Source organism: Microbacterium sp. 05N427 (genome assembly GCF_056397105.1).
Window position 1 is genome coordinate 149,143 of sequence record NZ_JBFTMT010000004.1, and the last position, 19,995, is coordinate 169,137.

The window sequence follows — 19,995 nt, forward strand, 5'->3', positions numbered from 1 at the left end:
ACAGGCGGACCCGACCCGTCCGCCGGTGCACTCGGGCATTCCGCGATTCTGGATCCGAGAGGACGAACGTGAGCGCGCAGACACCGGCATCCCGCACCGCACCCGGACGGCGAACGGCGCTGATCGTCGCGGGCGCAGCCGTCATCGCACTCGTCGTGGCCATCGGCTGGATCATCTGGCGTCCGGCCGGCGCGGCCGTTCCCGCCGCGACCGGATCAGCTACGCCTCCGACCGTGTCGAACGAACGCGTCGACGCGATCGTCCGTGACGCGATGAAGACCGACAGCCTCAAAGCCGTGATCGTACGGGTCACGGTGGGTGACAAGGTGGTGGCGATGAAGGCGTACGGAGACTCGATGACCGGGGTCCCCGCCACCACCGATATGCACTTCCGCAACGGTGCCGTGGCGTTCGAGTACGTCTCCACGCTGCTCCTGGAGTACGTCGACGAGGGCAAGATCACCCTCGACGACACGGTCGACAAGTGGATGCCGAGCCTGCCCGAGGCGAACAAGGTCACGCTCAAGATGCTGACGAACCAGACCACGGGCTACCCCGACTTCGAGACGGATCCGGAGTGGACCGCCGCGTACAACGCCGACCCGTTCCATGAGTTCACGTTCGAGGAGCGCTTGAAGGACGCGTTCAATCGCCCCCTTCAGTTCGAACCCGGCACCAACTGGAGCTACGCGCACACCAACTTCATGATCCTCGGCCACATCCTCTCGATGATCGGCGGCGCCCCGCTCGACCAGCTGCTGCAGAAGAAGGTGCTCGGCCCGATGGGCCTGACCCAGACCGCGGCTTACGGTACCGCCACCGTGCCCGAGCCGGTGCTGCACGCCTTCAGCTCTGAACGCCGCGTGGCCCTGGGTGTCCCGCCGTCGATGCCCTTCACGGAGGAATCGACCTTCTGGAACCCCGCCTGGGGCACCCCGATCGGCGCGGCGGAGACGACCACGATCACCGACATGGCGACGACCGCGGTCGCCGTCGGCACCGGCAAGCTGCTCTCCTCGAAGAGCTTCCATGAGATGACCGACTCGAAGCTCATCGGCTTCGGGACGCCGCTGCCCTCCTGCGCCGGGTCGTGCTTCACCCAGGTGAACGGCTACAACTACGGACTCGGGGTGGTGCGATCCGGATCCTGGCAGCTGCAGAATCCGCTGCTCAGCGGGTACAGTGCCACCGAGGCGTATCTGCCCTCGAAGAAGATGGCGGTCGCGGTGGCCACGACCTTCCTGCCCGGCGCGTTCGACGCTGACGGCATCTACGACAACTCGAGCGACCGGCTGTTCCGGCAGATCGCGACGGAACTCGCCCCGGATGACCCACCACCGCCGCTCCCACCGAAGAAGAACTGACCGGGCGCGGCCGGTACGTCTGCACGATTCGGCTACGGATGCACGATCGTTCGGGCGTTCACGTCGTGCAGGCGTCGCAGGGTCGTGCAGACGTCGCACCGCCGCGTGGGCCAACCTCGTGCAGGCGTAACGGCCGCACGACTCGTCCGACACACGCCACGGGGCCGGTTCCCAAAGGAACCGGCCCCGTGTGGTGCGTGCTGATCAGACCAGCGAGCGCAGCACGTACTGCAGGATCCCGCCGTTGCGGTAGTAGTCGGCCTCACCGGGGGTGTCGATGCGGACGACCGCGTCGAACTCGATCGGCTGCTTGCCCTCGGGCGAGAACTCGCTCGGGATCGCGGTGACCTTGACCGTCTTCGGGGTGGTGCCGTTGTTCAGCTCCTCCAGGCCCGCGATCGAGACGATCTCGGTGCCGTCGAGGCCGAGCGACTCCCACGACTCGCCCGCGGGGAACTGCAGCGGGACGACGCCCATTCCGATCAGGTTCGAGCGGTGGATCCGCTCGAAGCTCTCGGTGATGACCGCCTTGACGCCGAGGAGGTTGGTGCCCTTCGCCGCCCAGTCGCGGGAGGATCCGGATCCGTACTCCTTGCCGCCGAAGATCACCAGCGGGGTGCCCTGCTCCTCGTAGTTCGTCGAGGCGTCGAAGATGTACGCCTGCGGACCACCGGCCTGGGTGAAGTCGCGGGTGAAGCCGCCCTCGATCTGCTGGCCGTCGTTGACGGCCTTGACGAGCGCGTTCTTCAGGCGGATGTTCGCGAACGTGCCGCGGATCATCACCTCGTGGTTGCCACGACGGGAGCCGAAGGAGTTGAAGTCCTTCTGCGCGACGCCGTGCTCCGTGAGGTACTGGGCCGCGGGCGTACCGGCCTTGATGTTGCCGGCCGGTGAGATGTGGTCGGTCGTGACCGAGTCGCCGAGCGTCGCCAGCACGCGGGCGCCGGAGATATCGGTGACGGGAGCCGGGGTCGCCTGCATGCCGTCGAAGTACGGCGCCTTGCGCACGTAGGTCGAGTCGGCGTCCCATTCGAAAATGGGGCCGGTCGGGGTCGGCAGGCTCGTCCAGCGCTCGTCGCCGTCGAAGACGGTGGCGTACTGCTTGATGAACTGGTCACGCGAGATCGCCGAGTCGACGATCTCCTGCACCTCGGCGGGGTCGGGCCAGACGTCCTTGAGGAACACGTCGTTGCCCTCGGGGTCGGTGCCGAGCGCCTGGGTGTCGAAGTCGAAGTTCATCGATCCGGCCAGTGCATAGGCCACCACCAGCGGAGGGCTGGCGAGGTAGTTCATCTTGACGTCGGGGCTGATCCGGCCCTCGAAGTTGCGGTTTCCGGAGAGCACAGCGGTGACCGCGAGATCGTGCTCGTTGATCGCGGCGGACACCTCGTCGATCAGCGGACCCGAGTTGCCGATGCAGATCGTGCAGCCGTAGCCGACCGTGTAGAAGCCGAGGCCCTCGAGGTCCTTGTCGAGACCGGACTTCTCGTAGTAGTCGGTGACGACCTTGGAGCCAGGGCCGAGCGTGGTCTTCACCCACGGCTTCTGCTTCAGGCCCCTCTCGCGCGCCTTGCGGGCGAGAAGCCCGGCGGCGATCATGACCGACGGGTTCGACGTGTTGGTGCACGAGGTGATCGCCGCGAGCGTGACAGCCCCGTTGTCGAGGATGTACTTCTGCCCGTCCGGGGTCTTCACCTTGACCGGCTTGGAGGCGGCCTTCGGGGAGCCGGAGGAGAGCGTCGGGATCTCGTTGGTCTCGACCTCTTCACCGGGGACGGATCCAGGATCCGAAGCCGGGAAGGATCCGGAGTCGTTGATGTCGATCGGGCCGGTGACGTAGTTCAGGATGTCCTTCTCGAACTGCGCCTTCGACTCGGACAGCAGGATCCGGTCCTGCGGGCGCTTCGGGCCGGCGATCGACGGAACGACCGTCGAGAGGTCGAGCTCGAGGTACTCGCTGAACTGCGGCTCGTGCGCGGCGTCATGCCAGAGCTTCTGTTCCTTGGCATACGCCTCGACGAGGGCAACCGCCTGCTCGTCGCGGCCGGTCAGGCGCAGGTAGTCGAGCGTGACGTCGTCGATCGGGAAGATCGCGGCCGTCGAGCCGAACTCGGGCGACATGTTGCCGATCGTGGCACGGTTGGCGAGCGGCACGGAGGCCACTCCGGCGCCGTAGAACTCGACGAACTTGCCGACCACTCCGTGCTTGCGGAGGATGTCGGTGATCGTCAGCACGACGTCGGTCGCGGTGACGCCGGCCGGGATCTCGCCGGTCAGCTTGAAGCCGACGACGCGCGGGATGAGCATCGACACGGGCTGACCGAGCATCGCGGCCTCGGCCTCGATGCCGCCGACGCCCCAGCCCAGCACGCCGAGGCCGTTGACCATGGTCGTGTGCGAGTCGGTGCCGACGCACGTGTCGGGGTAGGCGCGCAGCACGCCGTCGACGGAACGGTCGTAGATGACCTTCGCCAGGTGCTCGATGTTGACCTGGTGCACGATTCCGGTGCCCGGGGGGACGACCTTGAAGTCGTCGAACGCGGTCTGGCCCCAGCGCAGGAACTGGTAGCGCTCGCCGTTGCGCTCGTACTCGATCTCGACGTTGCGCTCGATCGCGTCGGGGCGGCCGAACAGGTCGGCGATCACGGAGTGGTCGATGACCATCTCGGCAGGCGAGAGCGGGTTGATCTTGTTCGGGTCGCCGCCGAGCGCCGTCACGGCCTCGCGCATGGTGGCGAGGTCGACGATGCAGGGCACGCCGGTGAAGTCCTGCATGACGACGCGCGCCGGCGTGAACTGGATCTCCGTGTCGGGCTGCGCCGCCGGGTCCCAGGAGCCGAGAGCCTCGATCTGGGCCTTCGTCACGTTCGCGCCGTCCTCGGTGCGAAGCAGGTTCTCCAGGAGGACCTTGAGGCTGAACGGGAGCTTCTCGAAACCTTCGACCGTGTCGATCCGGAAGATCTCGTAGTCGGTGCTGCCGACCGTCAGGGTGCTCTTGGCACCGAAGCTGTTCACCGTGGACACGGATCCGTCTCCTTCTGTTCGGATGGAAGCGACAGGCGACTCCATCTTGCTCGCCCGCTCCCCCGCGCGGCTAGCAAGGCGGGCCTTACCAGTCTGCTCTCGCGGAGAGGCGAGCGAAAGGTGTCGATTTATCTTGACGTCAAGATAAATCTAGCACGGCGAACGGCGCGAGGACTCACTCCTGACGCGTGTCGGCGCCCTGCTTCGGCGGGTACAGCGCGCGCACCAGCAGCCACGTGACCGCGACCATCGGGGCGAACAACGGCAGCCCCATCACGAGCTTCAGCGTGCCGAGCGCCTGCACGTTACCGGAGAAGTACAGCGGCAGCTGGACGCCCAGTCGCGCATAGAACAGCGCGGCCCAGGTGATCGTGATCCAGAAGAACGCGCGACGCTTGCGCTTGTCGGTCCGCCAGCCGCGCACATCTCCCATCAGGAAGCCCGCAGCGAGCCCGATGAGCGCCCATCCGACGAGCGCCGAGACGAGCAGCACGGTGCCGTAGACGGCGTTGGTGAAGAAGCCGGGGACGAAGTTGTCCTGGCCGCGGCCGGTCCACAGCGCGAGCCCGGCGGCGACCGCGACCGCGACGAGTCCCCCGAGCGCCGAGGCGGCGGGCGAGCGCTGCAACAGACGGATCACCGAGAAGATGGCGGCGAGCCCGACCGACACGACCAGCGACAGCCAGAGCGGATCCGGTCGCAGGGTGTAGATGATGAGGAACGCGGCACTGGGCAGAACGGATTCCAGGACACCGCGCCACCCGCCCATCGCGGTCCACACGACACGCCCGGTGCTCGCTCCCGAGTTCGGATCGATGCCCAGGCGCTGTGCAGCCCCGCCGAGCGCTGCTCCGAGGCTCTGCGCGGCGTCGGGCGCCGGAGGCGGCGCGTACTGCTGCGCGGGGGCACTGTCGGCCGCGCCCTCCGCATCCTCCGGCCGAGACGTGCTCACGCCGTGCCGGGGGCTGCGGGCATGCGCAGCGGGATGAGGTCGCGCGGGGGCATCGGAGCCCCGCCGCGGACCACGACGATCGAACGGAACAGATCCTCGACGGCGGCGGCCGCGGACTCGTCGGATGCCGCCGCTCCGCCGATCACGCCGCGCAGGAACCAGCGCGGACCATCGACGCCCACGAACCGGGCGAGGCGCGTGACGGCGGTGTCGCCRGCGACCGCGGGGATCTCGGCCAGAAGCTCGGATCCGAGTGCGCCATCGCGCTCGGTGACGGTGCCGCCCTGCTGAGCGATCTGCTCCTGGATCTGCGCACGGGTCTCGTCCCAGAGGCCGCTCGTCCGCGGCGCCGCGAACGGCTGAACCTGGAGCGTCGAATCCGCGTAGTCGAGGCCCACGGCGACGATGCGCTGCGTCTGCTCCTCGACCTCGAGGCGCAGGTTCAGCCCCTCCCGCGGGAGGATCTTGATGGCGCCGAGGTCGATGTAGGGACGGACGGGGTTGGCCTCGCTCTCGTCGAACGGACCGTCCGCCGCGCGGTCGTGAACGGGCGCCTGCGGGGCGTCGTCCGCGGGCTCGATCCCGGACGTGGTGTCGTCACTCATGCGTTCTCCTGGCTCTGGGTCTGATAGCCGGTGGATCCGAATCCGCCTGCTCCKCGCACCGACTCGTCCAGCGCGTCGACCGGGATGAACCGGGCTCGGGTGACGGGCATGACGATCAGCTGGGCGATCCGATCACCGACCGCGACATCGTACGCCGCATTGCTGTCCGTGTTCAGCAGGCTCACCTTGATCTCGCCGCGATAGCCCGCATCGACCGTGCCCGGAGAGTTGACCACGGTGATGCCGTGCTTCGCAGCGAGCCCGCTGCGCGGCACGACGAAGGCCGCGAAACCCTCGGGAAGAGCGATGCTGACCCCGGTGCCCACGAGCGCGCGCTGCCCCGGCTCGAGCCGCAGGGCCTCCGTCGAGATGAGGTCAGCCCCCGCGTCGCCGGKATGGGCGTAGACGGGAAGCTGGGGCGCGATAATGGGAACGTCCACGGAATCGGTCACGGAAAGAGGCTAATGCAGAACGCAGCACGCGAAGCAGGGGCCGCCGCCGCGGCCGTCCGCTACCGCGAACGTCTCGCGCCGAGTCTGTGGCTGTTTCTCGCCGCGGCCCTCGGCGGTCCCATGCTGACCCTCGTCTTCGTACCGGCGGGATCCACCATCGCACTCGTCATCGGCGTCGTCGCGACGCTCGCGATCATCGCCCTGATGATCGCCGGGTCCCCGAGCGTCGCGGTCGAGCAGAACGTGCTGCGCGCAGGGCGCGCCTGGATCGACGCCTCCTGGCTGGGCGAGCCCGAGATCCGCACCGGCGAAGAAGCGCGCCAGGCGCGAGGCCCTGGTCTTCCGGCCCGCGGCTGGCATCTCATCCGCGGCGGCATCGACGGCGTGGTCGTCGTGCCGAACACGGATCCTGCCGACCCGGCACCGAGTTGGACGATCTCCTCCCGTACGCCGGACCGCCTGGCCGCCGCGATCGACGCGGCCCGCGCCTCGGCGAACCCGCGGGCCTGACCGATACCGGCGATAACGCCCGCCTGTTCGGATCGGTGTTCGCTGACGGCAGACGCCGGAAAACGCAGAACGCGCCCGAACCGAGACGGTCCGGGCGCGAGCAGCGAAGAGGATCAGGCCGCGCATTCCTTGCAGATCGGGCCTGCCTTGTCCTCGTGATCGAGCTGCGAACGATGCTTCACGAGGAAGCAACTGACACAGGTGAACTCGTCCTCCTGCGGGGGCAGCACCACGACGTCGAGCTCGACGTCGGAGAGATCTGCTCCCGGGAGGTCGAATCCGCCGGGGTTGTCCGAGTCCTCGGCGTCGATCGAGCCCGACAGCTTGTCGGGGACGCGCTCCTTGAGAGCCTCGATCGACTCGCTCTCGTCCTCGCTCTTGCGCGGGGCGTCGTAATCGGTTGCCATGGGGTGGATCTCCACTTTCATCCTGCGAGTGGCGGGTGCCGGGGGTGTTCGGCGGCCCATAGTTTGCATGACATGCGTCCAAATCGCAAATGCCACTCTCTCTGCGCATCAGAACTGGCGGCACGCCCGCGATATTCCCGCCCGTGCGCGCAGTGCATGACACCATGAACCGACACTCATTCTGAGGGGCTGAAGCCATGGAACACGTCACGATCGTCGGCGCGGAAGACGACCTCCTCGTCCTCGCCACCGAGTCGGGAGAGCGATTCGCGCTCCCGATCGACGAGGTGCTGCGCGCCGAACTGCGCCGGGCCAAGGCGGGCCGCGAGGACAAGGCGCCACCGCTGGCCGCGAGTCCCCGCGAGATCCAGGCGCACATCCGCGCCGGGATGTCTGCAACCGAGGTCGCCGAACTGCTCGGCGTCGCCCTCGAGGTGGTGCACCGTTTCGAGAGCCCCGTGCTCGCCGAGCGCGAGCACATCGTCGGTCAGGCTCTCGCTGTGCCGGTGCTGATCGGCAGCGAGGTCGAACCGGATGCACAGCCGACCTTCGGCGTGGCGATCCGCGCCAAGCTCGCCGAGCTCGCCGCCGACGACGAGCGCTGGGCGAGCTGGAAGGACGACACGGGCTGGGTGATCAAGCTCGAGTTCCGCGCGAACGACGTCGAACACGACGCGCGATGGAGCTTCGATCCGCGCCGCAGTTCGCTCGCGCCGCTCAATGCCGACGCCACCCAGCTGTCCCGCCAGGGCGCCCTGCCCGAGGGTCTGATCCCCCGGCTCCGCGCGCTCGACAAGGAGCGCTCGTCTCCGTACAAGGACGAGACCCGGTTCGACTCCGGAGCGTTCGGTCCGCGCCTCGTTCCCGCCCCCGTGGCTCCCGCCACCGCGGAGGACGACGGTGAGGCCGAGGCCCCGGAACCGAGGTCTGCACGCCATCCGCAGACCTCGTCGAACGCCCAGGAGGCGGCCACACGCAGCGCAGCCTTCGCCCCCTCGACGCCGTCTGACACCGCGGATCTGCTGGAGGCCCTGCGTCGCCGCCGCGGCCAGCGAGGAGCGCGCCCTTCGGTCGAGGAGGAGCCCGAGGACACACGTCCGCTCGCCCTGTTCGAGGCCTTGGAGCCGGGCTACGAACCCGATGCCGAGCCCGAGGAGTCGCCCGCGCCCGTGGCGATCGACGCCGACTCGGGACCGCGGCGTCGTCGGCGCGAGATGCCGTCATGGGACGAGATCGTCTTCGGGGCGCGCAGCGACGACTGACGCGTTTCCGAGCGGCCGGTCACACGCGGACGCAGAGCGCGCGGTGGTCAGCGGGCGAACGCGCCGAAGCGGAGCAGCGGCACGCGCAGCTCCTCCGGGCTGAGAGAGCCGTGCTGGCCGATCATGCCCTGCGAGCGCTGATCCTCCGCGGTGCCGTCGTACAGCGCCCACAGACCTCGCGCCGGGACGACGAGATCGCCGATCCTCTCCCGCGCCTCGTCGGTCGGCGCAGGCCCGAACAGCCCGCCCTCGATCGCCTGCGCCCTGGTGAGCACATCCGCGGCACCCTCGACCCCTGCGATCCATGCGGCCGCGATCTGCTCGATGCGGGAGGGATCCTCGACGTACACGTGCAGCATGCGCGGCTCCCCCGCGATCGCCGTGACACCGTCGTGGAGGGGGCTGCGCTCGTCGAGGATGAGATGCCTGGTGCGCGGGACGTCGACCATCCCATGGTCGGCGGTGACGAGCACGCCCACGCCGCCCGGCATACGCGCAGGAATCGCCGCGTCCAGCTCCTCGAGCGCGCCGACCCATTCCGCGGATGCCATGCCGTGCTTGTGCCCTGCCTTGTCGACCTCGGGGAGGTAGCAGTACACGAGTGACCCCTCGTGCTCCTCAGCGAGGCTCAACGCCAGCGCGACCCTCTCCGCGGCCGTGCGCGAAGAGCGGAACTCGGCGCCGCGCAGGGTCGCGGCGGAGAAGCCGCTGCCCGAGTACTCGGCAAGTCCCACGGCGAAAGCCGGGCGTCCCGCCGCAACTGCGGTCTCGAAGACGGTGGGCGTGCGTTGCCATTCCACCGGGTCCACGCGCGCCTTCTCCCAGCCGGAGAGCTGGTTCACCACCACGCCCGTGCGCGGATCCCTGACCTCGTAGCCGACCAGCCCGTGCCGACCCGGGTCCACCCCGGTGAGCAGGCTCGTGAGAGCGGCCGCGGTCGTGGACGGGAACACGCTGGAGAGCACGTCTTTCTTCGTCATCGCACCGGTCAGCCGACGGGCGTGGCCCGCGTGACCCCGCAACGGGATCGCGCCCAGCCCGTCCATGACCACCAGCACGGCCGACCGCACGGCCGGCATCGCCCCTTCACGGCCGTCCAGGGCGCCGAACAGGTCGTGCGCCACCCCGGTGATGCTCCGGGACGACGGCGGGATCGCCGGTAGCATAAGGGTCATCCGAGCCAGTCTCCCACAGAGCCCGGCACGGCTCCGGCGTCGAGAACCGCTCCGCCGCCGCCCGAGACCCGCAGGAAGCCCATGCCCCGCACGACCACGCCGCCCGAGCCGATCGAAGAGCGCATCCAGGACATCGATCTGTCGAGCGAGATGCAGGGATCCTTCCTGGAATACGCGTACTCGGTCATCTACTCCCGCGCCCTGCCGGATGCACGCGACGGCCTCAAGCCCGTGCAGCGCCGGATCCTGTTCCAGATGGCCGAGATGGGCCTGCGCCCTGATCGCGGCCACGTCAAGAGCGCGCGCGTCGTCGGCGACGTCATGGGCAAGCTGCACCCGCACGGCGACTCCGCGATCTACGACGCCCTGGTGCGCCTGGCGCAGCCGTTCGCGCTGCGCCTGCCCCTCGTCGACGGGCACGGCAACTTCGGATCGCTCGACGACGGCCCCGCCGCCTCCCGCTACACCGAGGCGCGTCTCGCACCGTCCTCCCTCGCGCTCACCGAGAGCCTGGACGAGGACGTGGTCGACTTCGTCCCGAACTACGACGGCCAGTTCCAGCAGCCCTCCGTGCTGCCGGCCGCGTTCCCGAACCTGCTCGTCAACGGCGCGAGCGGGATCGCCGTCGGCATGGCGACCAACATGGCGCCGCACAACCTCATCGAGGTCGTCGCGGCGGCCATCCACCTGCTCGAGCACCCCGAGGCGACGACCGAGGAGCTCATGGAGTTCGTCCCGGGCCCCGACTTCCCCTCGGGCGGCATCGTGATGGGCCTCGACGGCGTCCGCGACGCCTATGCGAACGGTCGCGGAGCGTTCAAGGTGCGCGGCAAGGTCTCGATCGAGCCGCTCGGACCGCGTCGCACCGGAATCGTGGTGACCGAGCTGCCGTACATGGTCGGCCCTGAGCGCGTGATCGAGAAGATCCGCGACGCCGTGCAGGCCAAGAAGCTCCAGGGCATCAGCGACGTCAACGACCTCACCGACCGCAACCACGGCATGCGGATCCAGATCGGCATCAAGACCGGCTTCGACCCGAACGCCGTGCTCGAGCAGCTGTACCGCCTCACGCCGATCGAGGACTCGTTCAGTATCAACAACGTCGCGCTCGTCGACGGGCAGCCGCGCACGCTCGGGCTCAAGGAGCTGCTCAGCGTCTACGTGCGGCATCGCCTCGAAGTCGTCACGCGACGCAGCCAGTACCGCCTGGGTCGGCGCCAGGAGCGCCTGCACCTGGTCGAGGGCCTCCTCGTCGCGATCCTCGACATCGACGAGGTCATCCAGGTCATCCGGTCCTCAGACGACTCGGACCAGGCCCGCACCCGCCTGCAGAGCGTGTTCGACCTCAGTGAGCGGCAGGCCGAGTACATCCTCGAGCTGCGTCTGCGGCGCCTGACCAAATTCTCCCGCGTCGAGCTGGAGACCGAGCGCGATGCGCTCCTGGCGGAGATCGCGGCGCTGCAGGAGCTGCTCGGCAGCGACGTCCTGCTGCGCGGTCAGGTCGCGACCGAGCTCGACGCGGCGGCCGAGGCGTATGGCACTCCCCGCCGCACCCTGCTGCTGAACGCCGCGCCTCCGAAGCCGCGTGCGACCAAGGGCCCCGTCGACACGCAGATCGCCGATGCGCCGACGACGGTGGTGCTGTCCACGACCGGTCGAGCCGTGCGCGTGGATCTCGAGGCCGGTCAGGAGCTCTCCCCCGCCACGCGCCGCAGCAAGCACGACGCGATCCTCACGACGCTCGCCACGACCACTCGCACCGAGATCGGCGCGGTCACGACGGCCGGACGCGTACTGCGCTTCACCGCCATGGATCTTCCCTCCGTGCCGCCCGCGTCGGTCCACCTCGCCGCCGGCGTGCCTCTGCGCGACTACATCGGGCTGCTCGACAAGAGCGAGCGGATCCTCGCGCTCGTGCGCTTCGACGACGACACTCCGATCGCACTGGGCACCCGCACAGGTGTCGTGAAGCGCGTGGTGCCGTCGTCCCTCCCGGTCAAGCCCGAGCTCGAGATCATCGGCATGAAGCCGGGCGATGCGGTCGTCGGCGCTGGTGCCGCGACCGACGACGCCGAGCTCGTGTTCGTCACGAGCGACGCGCAGCTGCTGCACTTCCCGGCGTCCGGCGTGCGCCCGCAGGGCCCTCCGGCCGGCGGCATGGCCGGCATCAAGCTCGGCGCGAAGGCCGAGGTGATCGCCTTCTCCGTGCTCGCGCAGGACGAGGACGCCCTCGTCGTGACCGTGTCCGGTGCCACGGGCATGATCCCCGGCACCGATACCGGGCGTGCCAAGTCGTCCCGGTTCGCGGAGTTCCCCGGCAAGGGACGCGCCACCGGCGGCGTCAGAGCGCACGCCTTCCTGAAGGGCGAGGACCGCCTGACCCTGGCCTGGGTGGGTGTCGAGCCCGCTCTCGCGGTCGGTCCCGACGGATCCGCGCGAGAGCTGCCCGAGGCCGGCGCCAAGCGCGACGGCTCTGGACAGCCCATCGACGGGGTCATCGGCTCGATCGGCACGGCACTGGGCGCATGAGCGGCTCGGTTGTGATCGTCTCGGGGCTGCCCGGCGTCGGCAAGACGACGGTCGCCCGCGAACTCGCGGCCCGGACCACGCGAGGCGCGCATCTCGATACCGACCAGATCGGCGAAACGCTCATCCTCTCGGGTCTCGTCGCACCAGGGCAGGAGCCTGCGGAGGAGGCCGATCGGCAGCTCGCCCTGCGCCGGCGGAACATCGCGGATCTCGCCCGCAACTTCGCCGAGGCGGGATTCGATGTCGCGATCTCCGACGTCGTGCTGTGGCCGGAGCTTCTGGAGCAGTACCGATCCGCGATCGGCCTGCCGCTGCGTTTCGTGCTCCTCACCGCGACGGCGGACACGATCGCGAGCCGCGATGCCGCACGGGACAAGCACGTCGCCGAGCAGTGGGCGCACCTCAGAGAGGCGCAGGACGGATTCCGCGCTCCCGGCGTGCGTCTGGACACGAGCGGTCTCGACCTCGACGAGACGATCGACGCAGTCCGCGGGCGCTGGGACGACGCGCTGATCTGATCGCAGACCGGCGTCAGACGGATCCGCTTCCACGGCTCCGCGCGATTTGCTCCTCCGTGTCCCTCCCGGCACCATGTGAGGATGACGCCCCGATCCCGACGTCCTGTCGCCGGCCACGGCCAGCTGCACCGCCCCGCCGCCTGGAGCCAGCTGCTGAAGATGCTCGGCGTCGTCGCGATCGTGGTGCTCGTCTCCGGCTTCTCCGTCGCGGGGTACGTCGTGTACGACCTCGGACAGACGTTCAGCGACGAGGTGGTCGAGCTCGACGGCGACGATTCTGTGCCTCCGGACATCGGCGCGATCAAGGGCGGCGTGAACATGCTGCTGGTCGGCAGCGACGTCTGCGAAGACGACTTCAAGGATGGTTTCGGCAACCGCTGCTCAGACCCCGAGAACGGAGGCGAGCGCAACGACACGAACCTCCTGCTGCACATCTCCGACAGCCCGCGCCGAGTGACCGTCATCACGTTCCCGCGCGATCTCATGATCACGATCCCGTCCTGCACGGACTCCGACGGGAACGCCAGCGAGGAGCGCTCGAAGGAAGCGCTCAACGAAGCCATCGGAATCGGCGGCCAGAAGTACGGCCTGGCGTGCGTCGCGCGCACGATCACCAAGGTCTCCGGGCTCGACATCCAGTTCGCCGCCAGGGTCACCTGGGGCGGCGTGATGAAGATCACGGACGCGATCGGCGGCGTCGACGTCTGCGTCGCCAACGGCATCAGCGACCCGGAGAACACCGGGCTCGAGCTGGCCCCGGGGACGCACACCCTGCAGGGCTACTGGGCGCTGCAGTTCCTCCGGGTCCGTCACGGCGTGGGCGACAACGGGGACCTCAGCCGCGGCAGCAACCAGCAGGTCTACATGTCCTCCCTCGCGCGCAAGATGACGTCGAGCCAGGTGCTCGGCAACCCCGGTACGCTCCTCAAACTCGCGAACACCGTGATGACCAACGTCACTCCGAGCGCCAAGCTGACGAGCCCGACTCTGCTCGTGCAGATCGCCCTGGCGATGAAGGACGTGCCGCTGGATCAGATCAACTTCGTGAACTACCCGGTACTGGACGATCCGGGCAACCCCGGCGTCAAAGTCGTCCCGGACTATGACAGCGCCGACCAGCTGTGGGCGGCGCTCGCGGCGAACCAGCCGATCCAGGTCACGGGACAGCGCGACGCCGTCGTCTCCGCGACCGAGGCTCCGGCCGACTCTCCGCCCGACGCCTCCACCGGTGCCGAGGCGGGCACGACGCCGGCCCCGGGTGCGACCGGCGGACCCGTCGCGCTGCCGCAGAACATCTCCGGGCAGTCGGCCGCGCAGCAGACGTGCTCGAACGGCAACGGCACCGGGGGCTGACGCCGCCGCCCAGAGGCAGACGACGTCGGGGAGGCGATGGCAGCACCGACGGGCGTCTATTCCGATCCGAGCGCGGACCCGAGTCCTGCAAACCCTTCCGCCACCACCTGCGCCACCGTGCGGGCATACGTGCCATCCGGATCCAGATCCGGGTCGAACACGGTGACCGCGGCGCCCCAGGCGTGCGGAGCGAGCGCGGCGAGCAGCCCGATCAGCTCATCCGGCGCGAGACCGCCCGGATCGGGACTGTCCACGGCCGGCATGTGCTGCGGATCGAGCACATCGACGTCGACCTGGATCCAGTAGCCGCGATCCAGTCCCTCGAGCGCGCGCACCCGCGACGCGGCTCTGGCGCCGCCGTGCAGGATGACGTCGTCGGCCGGCACCACGAGCCCGATGATCCCGCGCAGCTCCTCCGCGTGCGGATCCTCGTACCGGCAGCCGATGTGGGCGGTGCTCTCGGGGGCGAAGTACGGTCCGAGCCCGTCGATGTCGCTGAGACCCGGCAGATGCATCCCGATCGCGGCGGCGAGGTCTTCTCCGGCGAGGCTCGCGACGCCGTCGCTGTTGCCCGGATGACGGAAGTCGGTGTGCCCGTCGATGTGCACGAGCCCGCCGCCCCCGCTCACCTTGGCCGCAAGCCCTGCGGCGATCGCCAGGCTGCAGTCCCCGCCGAGCACGAGCGGTGCTTCGCCGGCCTCGCGGATCTCGAACAGGCGGTGGGCCAGCCGACGCGCGTGATCGACGATCGCGACCTGATTGCGGACCGTGCCCGCAGGCCGGCGTCCGTCGTCGTCGACGTAGCGGCCCGGCAGCACCACACCGCCGTCGATGGCGCCCTGCGCGTGCAGCAGCCGGTGCAGCCCGGCCTCGCGGAGCGCCTCGGGCGCCTTGGCGGTCCCCGGCACGCCACCGCGTATGGGAGGACGGAGTCCCAGGTTCGTGGGAGCGGAGACGACGGCGACCATCGTCTCAGTCTCTCAAGGGGTCGCCGTCACTCCGGCAGACCCGCCCGGGGCCCGACGCATCCAGACGTCGATCCCGTCATCGTGCTCGGCCACGAAACCGTGCCTCTCGTACAGCCTTCGGGCGGCCGACCCGACGAGCACCTGCAGACGCAGCGGACGCTCGGCGGGAACCTCCGCGAGCACGGTGCGCAGCACGGCGGACCCGATCCCGCGCCCCTGGTGCTGCTCGTCCAGGTAGAACATCTCCAGCCAGGACTCGTCGCCATCCGGTCGCAGGGTGATCGTGCCCGCGACCTCGCCATCGAGCAGGATCATGCGCGTGTGCGCCGGGGAGAAGTGCTCGACGACCCTGGCGCGCGACCGGTCCGGATCCCAGCCGACGAGCGGCTCCAGATCCTGGCGCAGGACGCGTTCCTTCAGAGCGGCCACGACCTCCACGTCATCCGGGACGGCCACGCGCAACGCGGGGACCGGCAGTGGAGCGCTCATCAGGCGTCGATGGCCTCACGCGCCAGGCGGTCCGAGGAATCGATGATGAACTCGCGCCGCGGGGCGACCTCGTTGCCCATCAGCAGCTCGAACACGCGACCCGCCGATTCCGCGTCCTCCATGCGCACGCGCCGGAGCAGGCGGCCGGAGCGGTCCATCGTGGTGGAGGCGAGCTGTTCGGCATCCATCTCACCGAGACCCTTGTACCGCTGGATCGGCTCGTGCCAGCGCTTGTTCTGCTTGCGCAGCTTCGCGAGCAATGTGTGCAGTTCGCCCTCGCTGTACGTGTAGATCGTCTCGTTCGGCTTGGATCCGGGGTTCATCACGATGACGCGGTGCAACGGTGGTACGGCGGCGAAGACCCGCCCGTCCTCGATGAGGGGTCGCATGTACCGGTAGAACAGCGTGAGCAGCAGCGTGCGGATATGCGCGCCGTCGACGTCGGCGTCACTCATCAGGATGATCTTCCCGTAGCGCGCGGCCGAGAGATCGAAGGAGCGACCGGAGCCTGCGCCGATCACCTGGATGATCGAGGCGCACTCCAGGTTCGACAGCATGTCGCTGACCGAGGCCTTCTGCACGTTCAGGATCTTGCCGCGGATGGGCAGCAGCGCCTGGTACTCGCTCGTGCGGGCGTGCTTGGCCGTGCCGAGCGCGGAGTCGCCCTCCACGATGAACAGCTCGGTCTGCGCGATGTCGGTGGACCGGCAGTCGACGAGCTTCGCGGGCAGCGACGAGGACTCCAGCGCGTTCTTGCGGCGCTGGGTCTCCTTGTGGGCGCGTGCGGAGACGCGGGCCTTCATCTCGGCGACGATCTTGTCCAGCAGCATCGAGGCCTGGTTCTTGTCATCGCGCTTGGTCGAGGCGAAGCGCTCCCCGAGCGCCTTGCGCACCACCTGCGCGACGATCGCGCGCACGGCCGGCGTGCCGAGCACCTCTTTGGTCTGGCCCTCGAACTGCGGCTCGGGGACGTTGACGGTCAGCACGGCGGTGAGCCCGGCGAGCACGTCGTCCTTCTCGATCTTGTCGTTGCCTGCCTTCAGCCGACGCGCATTCTGCTCGACCTGGGCGCGCAGCACCTTCAGCAGCTCCTGTTCGAAGCCCTGCTGATGCGTCCCGCCCTTGGGGGTGGCGATGATGTTCACGAACGAGCGCATGCTCGTGTCGTAACCGGTCCCCCAGCGCAGAGCGATGTCGACCTCGCAGACGCGTTCCACCTCGGTCGCGACCATGTGGCCGTCGGGCTGCAGAACCGGCACGGTCTCCTTGAAGGTGCCTTCGCCCTGCACGCGCCAGGTATCCGTCACCGGCGCGTCCGTAGCGAGGTACTCGACGAACTCCGCAATGCCGCCTTCGTAGTGATAGGAGGTCACGTTCATGGCTTCGACGGCGCCCGCAGCGGCGTCGTCTGCGACGCCGTCCTGCGATGCCGCGGCCGCCGAAGCCCGCTCGTCACGGACGACGAGCTCGAGTCCAGGAACGAGGAACGCGGTCTGCCGCGCGCGGGTCTCGAGGTCGGCGAGCTGGAACGCCGCGTCCTTCGTGAAGATCTGCCGGTCGGCCCAGTAGCGGATCCGGGTGCCGGTCACGCCCCTCGGCGCCTTGCCGATCACGCGCAGTTCGCTGTTGTCCTGGAACGGCGTGAACGGGGCGTCCGGCCGCTTCTCCCCCGCATCAGTGAAGATCCCGGGCTCGCCGCGCCGGAACGACATCGCGTAGATCTTGCCGCCGCGGTCGACCTCGACGTCGAGCCGCTCGGACAGGGCGTTCACGACCGACGCGCCCACGCCGTGCAAGCCACCGGAGGCGGCGTAGGACCCGCCGCCGAACTTACCTCCCGCGTGCAGCTTGGTGAAGACGACCTCGACGCCGGTGAGGCCGGTGCGCGGCTCCACATCGACGGGGATGCCGCGACCGCGGTCATGCACCTCGACGCTGCCGTCGGGGTGCAGGATGATGTCGATCTTCGAGCCGTTGCCTGCGACCGCCTCGTCGACGGAGTTGTCGATGATCTCCCAAAGACAGTGCATAAGGCCCGGCGAACCGTTCGAGCCGATGTACATTCCGGGCCTCTTGCGGACGGCCTCGAGACCCTCGAGGACCTGAAGGTGATGGGCGGAATACTCGGCTGTCACAATCCCCCATCGTATCGAGGACCACGGACGCGGCCCCGACGACACTCCTTACCGTCACCCGGTCGTCACCCGGYGCGTACGCGGTGAGCGAAACACGCCGTCTCGCGGGCATGACTCCCAGCTCTGCGTGGTTGTATTGAGCACACTCCACACAGCGGACCCGAACAACGAGGAGGCATCGAGATGAACGCGACGACCGAGAGGGATAGCACAGTCATCCCCCGCCTCACGGCGATGGACCGATGCGACTCCTGCGGAGCCCAGGCCTACATCGCCGCCGAGGTCAACGGCAGCGAGCTGCTGTTCTGCGCCCACCACGGACGCAAGTATGAAGAGAAGCTCCGCGCGGTGGCGACGAGCTGGCACGACGAGACGTCGCGACTGCTCGATTCCTGACCCGCCCACAGACAGAAACGCCCGGTGTCCTGCGACATCGGGCGTTTTCATGTGCCCGTCGCCCACGCACCGCCGCGCTCATCGCCGCCGAGTACCCCCGCCTCGCCGCCGACTGTCGTTTCGGGGCGCGTCATGTCGTTTTGGGGCGCCGCCCGCCATCCCAGCCCGGCGCCACGCGCCCCGAAACGCACGATGACGCCCCAAACGACATGGCTCTGGATCCGAGGGGCGCTCAGCGGTACTCGCGCCGCACGTGCGGCGTGAGCCTGCAGAGGATCTCCTCACCCACCGTGCCGATCGCCTCTGCAAGCGTCGTCGGCGAGGACTCGCCCTGTGCGCCTCGGCCGAAGAGGACGACCTCGTCGCCGACGGCGGCGCCGTCCCACCCGGCGACGCGCGCGGCGTAGGGTCCCACGGCCAGGAGCGCTCGCGCACCGGCGGGGGTGCCCGCCTGCACGCGGCCCGCGAGGATGCTCGGCAACCCGTCGAAGGATCCGGCATCGACGACGACCTCGTCTCCGTCGACCTCCCGCACCGACGCCACGAGCTCGGCCGCGGGGGCGATCCCGGGCAGTTCAGGTCCGTCCGCGGAGCGCACCCCGAAGCAGAAGGCCCCGACGCGCACGAGCGACCCGCGCAGCTCGGGCCGGGCCCAGGTGGCGGCCGACGCAGTGAGGTGCAGATAGGGCAGTTCCGCGCCGAGCTCGCTCGCACGATGCACGGCCTCGAGGAAGCGCGCCTGCGCGGCATCGTCCTCCTCGTCGCTCGCCTCGGCGAGATGGCTCCAGGCGCCTACGAGCCGGACGAATCCTGCCTCCTGCGCGCGCAGGGCCGAAGCGACGCCCTCGTCCCACTCGTCCGCAGACAGCCCATTGCGGTGCAGCCCCGTGTCGACCTTGAGGTGGATGCGCGCCACGGCGCCGAGGGCGGACGCGCGGGCGATCACCCGGTGCAGGTAGTCCAGCGTCCCGACGCCCAGGTCCACCCCGGCGCGCAGTGCCGCATCGACCTCCTCGTCGGTCGAGGTGACCCACGCGAACAGCCGCGGCACGGCGCCGACCTCGTCCCGCAGGCGGAGCGCGGTGGGGATGTCGTAGGTGCCGAACCAGCCGACCCCCGCGTCCGCGGCGACGTGCGCGGCCCAGGGCGCGCCGAGGCCGTAGCCGTCGTCCTTGACCACCATCATCAGCGTGGACGGGGCGACGCGCGCGGTCACGGCCGCGATGTTGGCTCGCAGCACCGTCTCATCGGCCCGCAGCACGGGTCCGGTCAGGCCTCCCATGAACGCTCCGTCCGCTGCCCCACGACGGCCACGAGTTCGGCGACGCCCATTCCGGTGATCCGTGCCCACTCCGCTGCTCCGGTCCTCATCGGACCGGGTCCGCCGAAGTAGGTCGCCTCCGCGCCGAGGGCGACCTCGGCCGTGCCGATGTCGACGACGCACACGTCCATGGCGATCCGGCCGACGATCGGGTGCACGAGCCCGTCGATCTCGACCGACGCCCTGCTGCCGAGTGCGCGCACGACGCCCTGCGCGTAACCGCCCGTGATGAGCGCCAGGCGCGAATCCTCCGGGGCGCGGTGGATGTAGCCGTACGAGACGCCGCCGCCGGCCTCGATGTCCTTGGTCGAGAGCACCCGTCCCGCGGCGCGCATCACGGGCGCGCCGATCAGGGTTCCGTCCGCGTCCGGCAGGCCGTACAGCAGGTGAGGATCCAGGTCCGGCGCCTCGGTGCTGGTCGCCTCGATGCCTTCCGAGCGCAAGAGCGCGATCTCGGCCTCGCCATCCACGCGCACGCTGCGCGCGCCGGCCGACACCACGGCGCGGGCGACGCCCACGAGGCCGTGCCCCCAGG

General features: G+C 69.4%; 18 protein-coding genes. 7 read left to right on the forward strand and 11 right to left on the reverse strand.

Going from position 1 to position 19,995, the window contains the following annotated elements; genetic code table 11:
• The first annotated feature begins 68 nt into the window (after positions 1–68).
• Complete coding sequence (locus tag AC1DG4_RS05705) at positions 69–1,364, forward strand: serine hydrolase domain-containing protein (protein WP_477381637.1); 1,296 nt, start codon at positions 69–71, stop codon at positions 1,362–1,364.
• 204 nt (positions 1,365–1,568) lie between these two features.
• On the opposite strand, the gene acnA is transcribed toward AC1DG4_RS05705, so the two are convergent.
• From acnA to dut, 4 genes are all read right to left on the reverse strand, one after another.
• Positions 1,569–4,388 (reverse strand): aconitate hydratase AcnA, encoded by a 2,820-nt coding sequence (gene acnA, locus AC1DG4_RS05710; protein ID WP_477381635.1) that lies wholly within the window; start codon positions 4,386–4,388, stop codon positions 1,569–1,571.
• A gap of 175 nt (positions 4,389–4,563) precedes the next feature.
• The gene (locus AC1DG4_RS05715; RefSeq protein WP_477381633.1) at positions 4,564–5,340 is read right to left on the reverse strand and encodes a DUF3159 domain-containing protein; all 777 of its coding nucleotides are present in this window, start codon (positions 5,338–5,340) and stop codon (positions 4,564–4,566) included.
• Positions 5,337–5,945: a DUF3710 domain-containing protein gene (locus tag AC1DG4_RS05720; protein ID WP_477381631.1), complete on the reverse strand. Its 609-nt coding sequence runs from the start codon at positions 5,943–5,945 to the stop codon at positions 5,337–5,339. The genes AC1DG4_RS05715 and AC1DG4_RS05720 overlap by 4 nt, the downstream gene beginning before the upstream one ends.
• Positions 5,942–6,397 (reverse strand): dUTP diphosphatase, encoded by a 456-nt coding sequence (dut, locus tag AC1DG4_RS05725; protein ID WP_477421122.1) that lies wholly within the window; start codon positions 6,395–6,397, stop codon positions 5,942–5,944. Before dut ends, AC1DG4_RS05720 begins: the two co-directional genes overlap by 4 nt.
• A gap of 12 nt (positions 6,398–6,409) precedes the next feature.
• Between dut and AC1DG4_RS05730 the strand changes: the two genes are divergently transcribed.
• Positions 6,410–6,907, forward strand: coding sequence for a DUF3093 domain-containing protein (locus tag AC1DG4_RS05730; protein WP_477381627.1), 498 nt, complete (start codon positions 6,410–6,412; stop codon positions 6,905–6,907).
• A 113-nt stretch (positions 6,908–7,020) separates the two neighbouring features.
• Here AC1DG4_RS05730 and AC1DG4_RS05735 read toward each other — a convergent pair whose 3' ends face one another.
• The gene (locus AC1DG4_RS05735) at positions 7,021–7,314 is read right to left on the reverse strand and encodes a DUF4193 domain-containing protein (protein ID WP_477381625.1); all 294 of its coding nucleotides are present in this window, start codon (positions 7,312–7,314) and stop codon (positions 7,021–7,023) included.
• A gap of 197 nt (positions 7,315–7,511) precedes the next feature.
• Between AC1DG4_RS05735 and sepH the strand changes: the two genes are divergently transcribed.
• Entirely contained in the window at positions 7,512–8,576 is a 1,065-nt protein-coding gene (sepH, locus tag AC1DG4_RS05740) for a septation protein SepH (protein WP_477381623.1), read from the forward strand.
• Between the two features lie 47 nt (positions 8,577–8,623).
• On the opposite strand, the gene AC1DG4_RS05745 is transcribed toward sepH, so the two are convergent.
• Positions 8,624–9,751 (reverse strand): alkaline phosphatase family protein, encoded by a 1,128-nt coding sequence (locus AC1DG4_RS05745; RefSeq protein WP_477381621.1) that lies wholly within the window; start codon positions 9,749–9,751, stop codon positions 8,624–8,626.
• 81 nt (positions 9,752–9,832) lie between these two features.
• On the opposite strand from AC1DG4_RS05745, the gene AC1DG4_RS05750 reads away from it, so the two are divergent.
• From AC1DG4_RS05750 to AC1DG4_RS05760, 3 genes are all read left to right on the forward strand, one after another.
• On the forward strand, positions 9,833–12,280 hold the full coding sequence (locus AC1DG4_RS05750; RefSeq protein ID WP_477381619.1) for a DNA gyrase/topoisomerase IV subunit A: 2,448 nt from the start codon (positions 9,833–9,835) through the stop codon (positions 12,278–12,280).
• A complete protein-coding gene (locus tag AC1DG4_RS05755; RefSeq protein WP_477381617.1) occupies positions 12,277–12,798 on the forward strand; it encodes an AAA family ATPase in 522 nt (173 codons plus the stop codon). Before AC1DG4_RS05750 ends, AC1DG4_RS05755 begins: the two co-directional genes overlap by 4 nt.
• Positions 12,799–12,879: 81 nt before the next feature.
• The gene (locus tag AC1DG4_RS05760) at positions 12,880–14,151 is read left to right on the forward strand and encodes an LCP family protein (RefSeq protein WP_477381615.1); all 1,272 of its coding nucleotides are present in this window, start codon (positions 12,880–12,882) and stop codon (positions 14,149–14,151) included.
• A 56-nt stretch (positions 14,152–14,207) separates the two neighbouring features.
• Here the strand turns inward: AC1DG4_RS05760 and AC1DG4_RS05765 are convergent, their stop codons facing one another.
• From AC1DG4_RS05765 to AC1DG4_RS05775, 3 genes are read right to left on the reverse strand one after another with little or no spacing between them, the layout of a single operon-like run.
• Positions 14,208–15,119 (reverse strand): arginase family protein, encoded by a 912-nt coding sequence (locus AC1DG4_RS05765; RefSeq protein ID WP_477381613.1) that lies wholly within the window; start codon positions 15,117–15,119, stop codon positions 14,208–14,210.
• A gap of 12 nt (positions 15,120–15,131) precedes the next feature.
• Complete coding sequence (locus AC1DG4_RS05770; protein ID WP_477381611.1) at positions 15,132–15,608, reverse strand: GNAT family N-acetyltransferase; 477 nt, start codon at positions 15,606–15,608, stop codon at positions 15,132–15,134.
• Positions 15,608–17,743, reverse strand: a complete 2,136-nt coding sequence (locus tag AC1DG4_RS05775; RefSeq protein WP_477381609.1) for a DNA gyrase/topoisomerase IV subunit B — start codon at positions 17,741–17,743, stop codon at positions 15,608–15,610. The genes AC1DG4_RS05770 and AC1DG4_RS05775 overlap by 1 nt, the downstream gene beginning before the upstream one ends.
• Before the next feature lie 183 nt (positions 17,744–17,926).
• Between AC1DG4_RS05775 and AC1DG4_RS05780 the strand changes: the two genes are divergently transcribed.
• Positions 17,927–18,139 carry a DUF7455 domain-containing protein gene (locus tag AC1DG4_RS05780; RefSeq protein WP_233310004.1) on the forward strand — a complete coding sequence of 71 codons (213 nt, stop codon included), beginning with the start codon at positions 17,927–17,929 and terminating at the stop codon, positions 18,137–18,139.
• A 232-nt stretch (positions 18,140–18,371) separates the two neighbouring features.
• Here the strand turns inward: AC1DG4_RS05780 and AC1DG4_RS05785 are convergent, their stop codons facing one another.
• A complete protein-coding gene (locus AC1DG4_RS05785) occupies positions 18,372–19,421 on the reverse strand; it encodes an alanine racemase (protein ID WP_477381607.1) in 1,050 nt (349 codons plus the stop codon).
• Positions 19,409–19,995: alanine racemase C-terminal domain-containing protein (locus tag AC1DG4_RS05790; protein ID WP_477421123.1), on the reverse strand; the 587-nt coding region annotated here is incomplete at its 5' end. The genes AC1DG4_RS05785 and AC1DG4_RS05790, both read right to left, overlap by 13 nt.

Bases quoted from the DNA above. Each gene is read 5' to 3' on its own strand.
- AC1DG4_RS05735 (WP_477381625.1), bottom strand. From the start codon at position 7,314: ATGGCAACCGATTACGACGCCCCGCGCAAGAGCGAGGACGAGAGCGAG.
- AC1DG4_RS05750 (WP_477381619.1), top strand. From the start codon at position 9,833: ATGCCCCGCACGACCACGCCGCCCGAGCCGATCGAAGAGCGCATCCAG.
- AC1DG4_RS05745 (WP_477381621.1), bottom strand. From the start codon at position 9,751: ATGACCCTTATGCTACCGGCGATCCCGCCGTCGTCCCGGAGCATCACC.
- AC1DG4_RS05760 (WP_477381615.1), top strand. From the start codon at position 12,880: ATGACGCCCCGATCCCGACGTCCTGTCGCCGGCCACGGCCAGCTGCAC.
- AC1DG4_RS05730 (WP_477381627.1), top strand. From the start codon at position 6,410: ATGCAGAACGCAGCACGCGAAGCAGGGGCCGCCGCCGCGGCCGTCCGC.
- AC1DG4_RS05770 (WP_477381611.1), bottom strand. From the start codon at position 15,608: ATGAGCGCTCCACTGCCGGTCCCCGCGTTGCGCGTGGCCGTCCCGGAT.
- AC1DG4_RS05755 (WP_477381617.1), top strand. From the start codon at position 12,277: ATGAGCGGCTCGGTTGTGATCGTCTCGGGGCTGCCCGGCGTCGGCAAG.
- AC1DG4_RS05765 (WP_477381613.1), bottom strand. From the start codon at position 15,119: ATGGTCGCCGTCGTCTCCGCTCCCACGAACCTGGGACTCCGTCCTCCC.
- sepH (WP_477381623.1), top strand. From the start codon at position 7,512: ATGGAACACGTCACGATCGTCGGCGCGGAAGACGACCTCCTCGTCCTC.
- AC1DG4_RS05785 (WP_477381607.1), bottom strand. From the start codon at position 19,421: ATGGGAGGCCTGACCGGACCCGTGCTGCGGGCCGATGAGACGGTGCTG.
- AC1DG4_RS05780 (WP_233310004.1), top strand. From the start codon at position 17,927: ATGAACGCGACGACCGAGAGGGATAGCACAGTCATCCCCCGCCTCACG.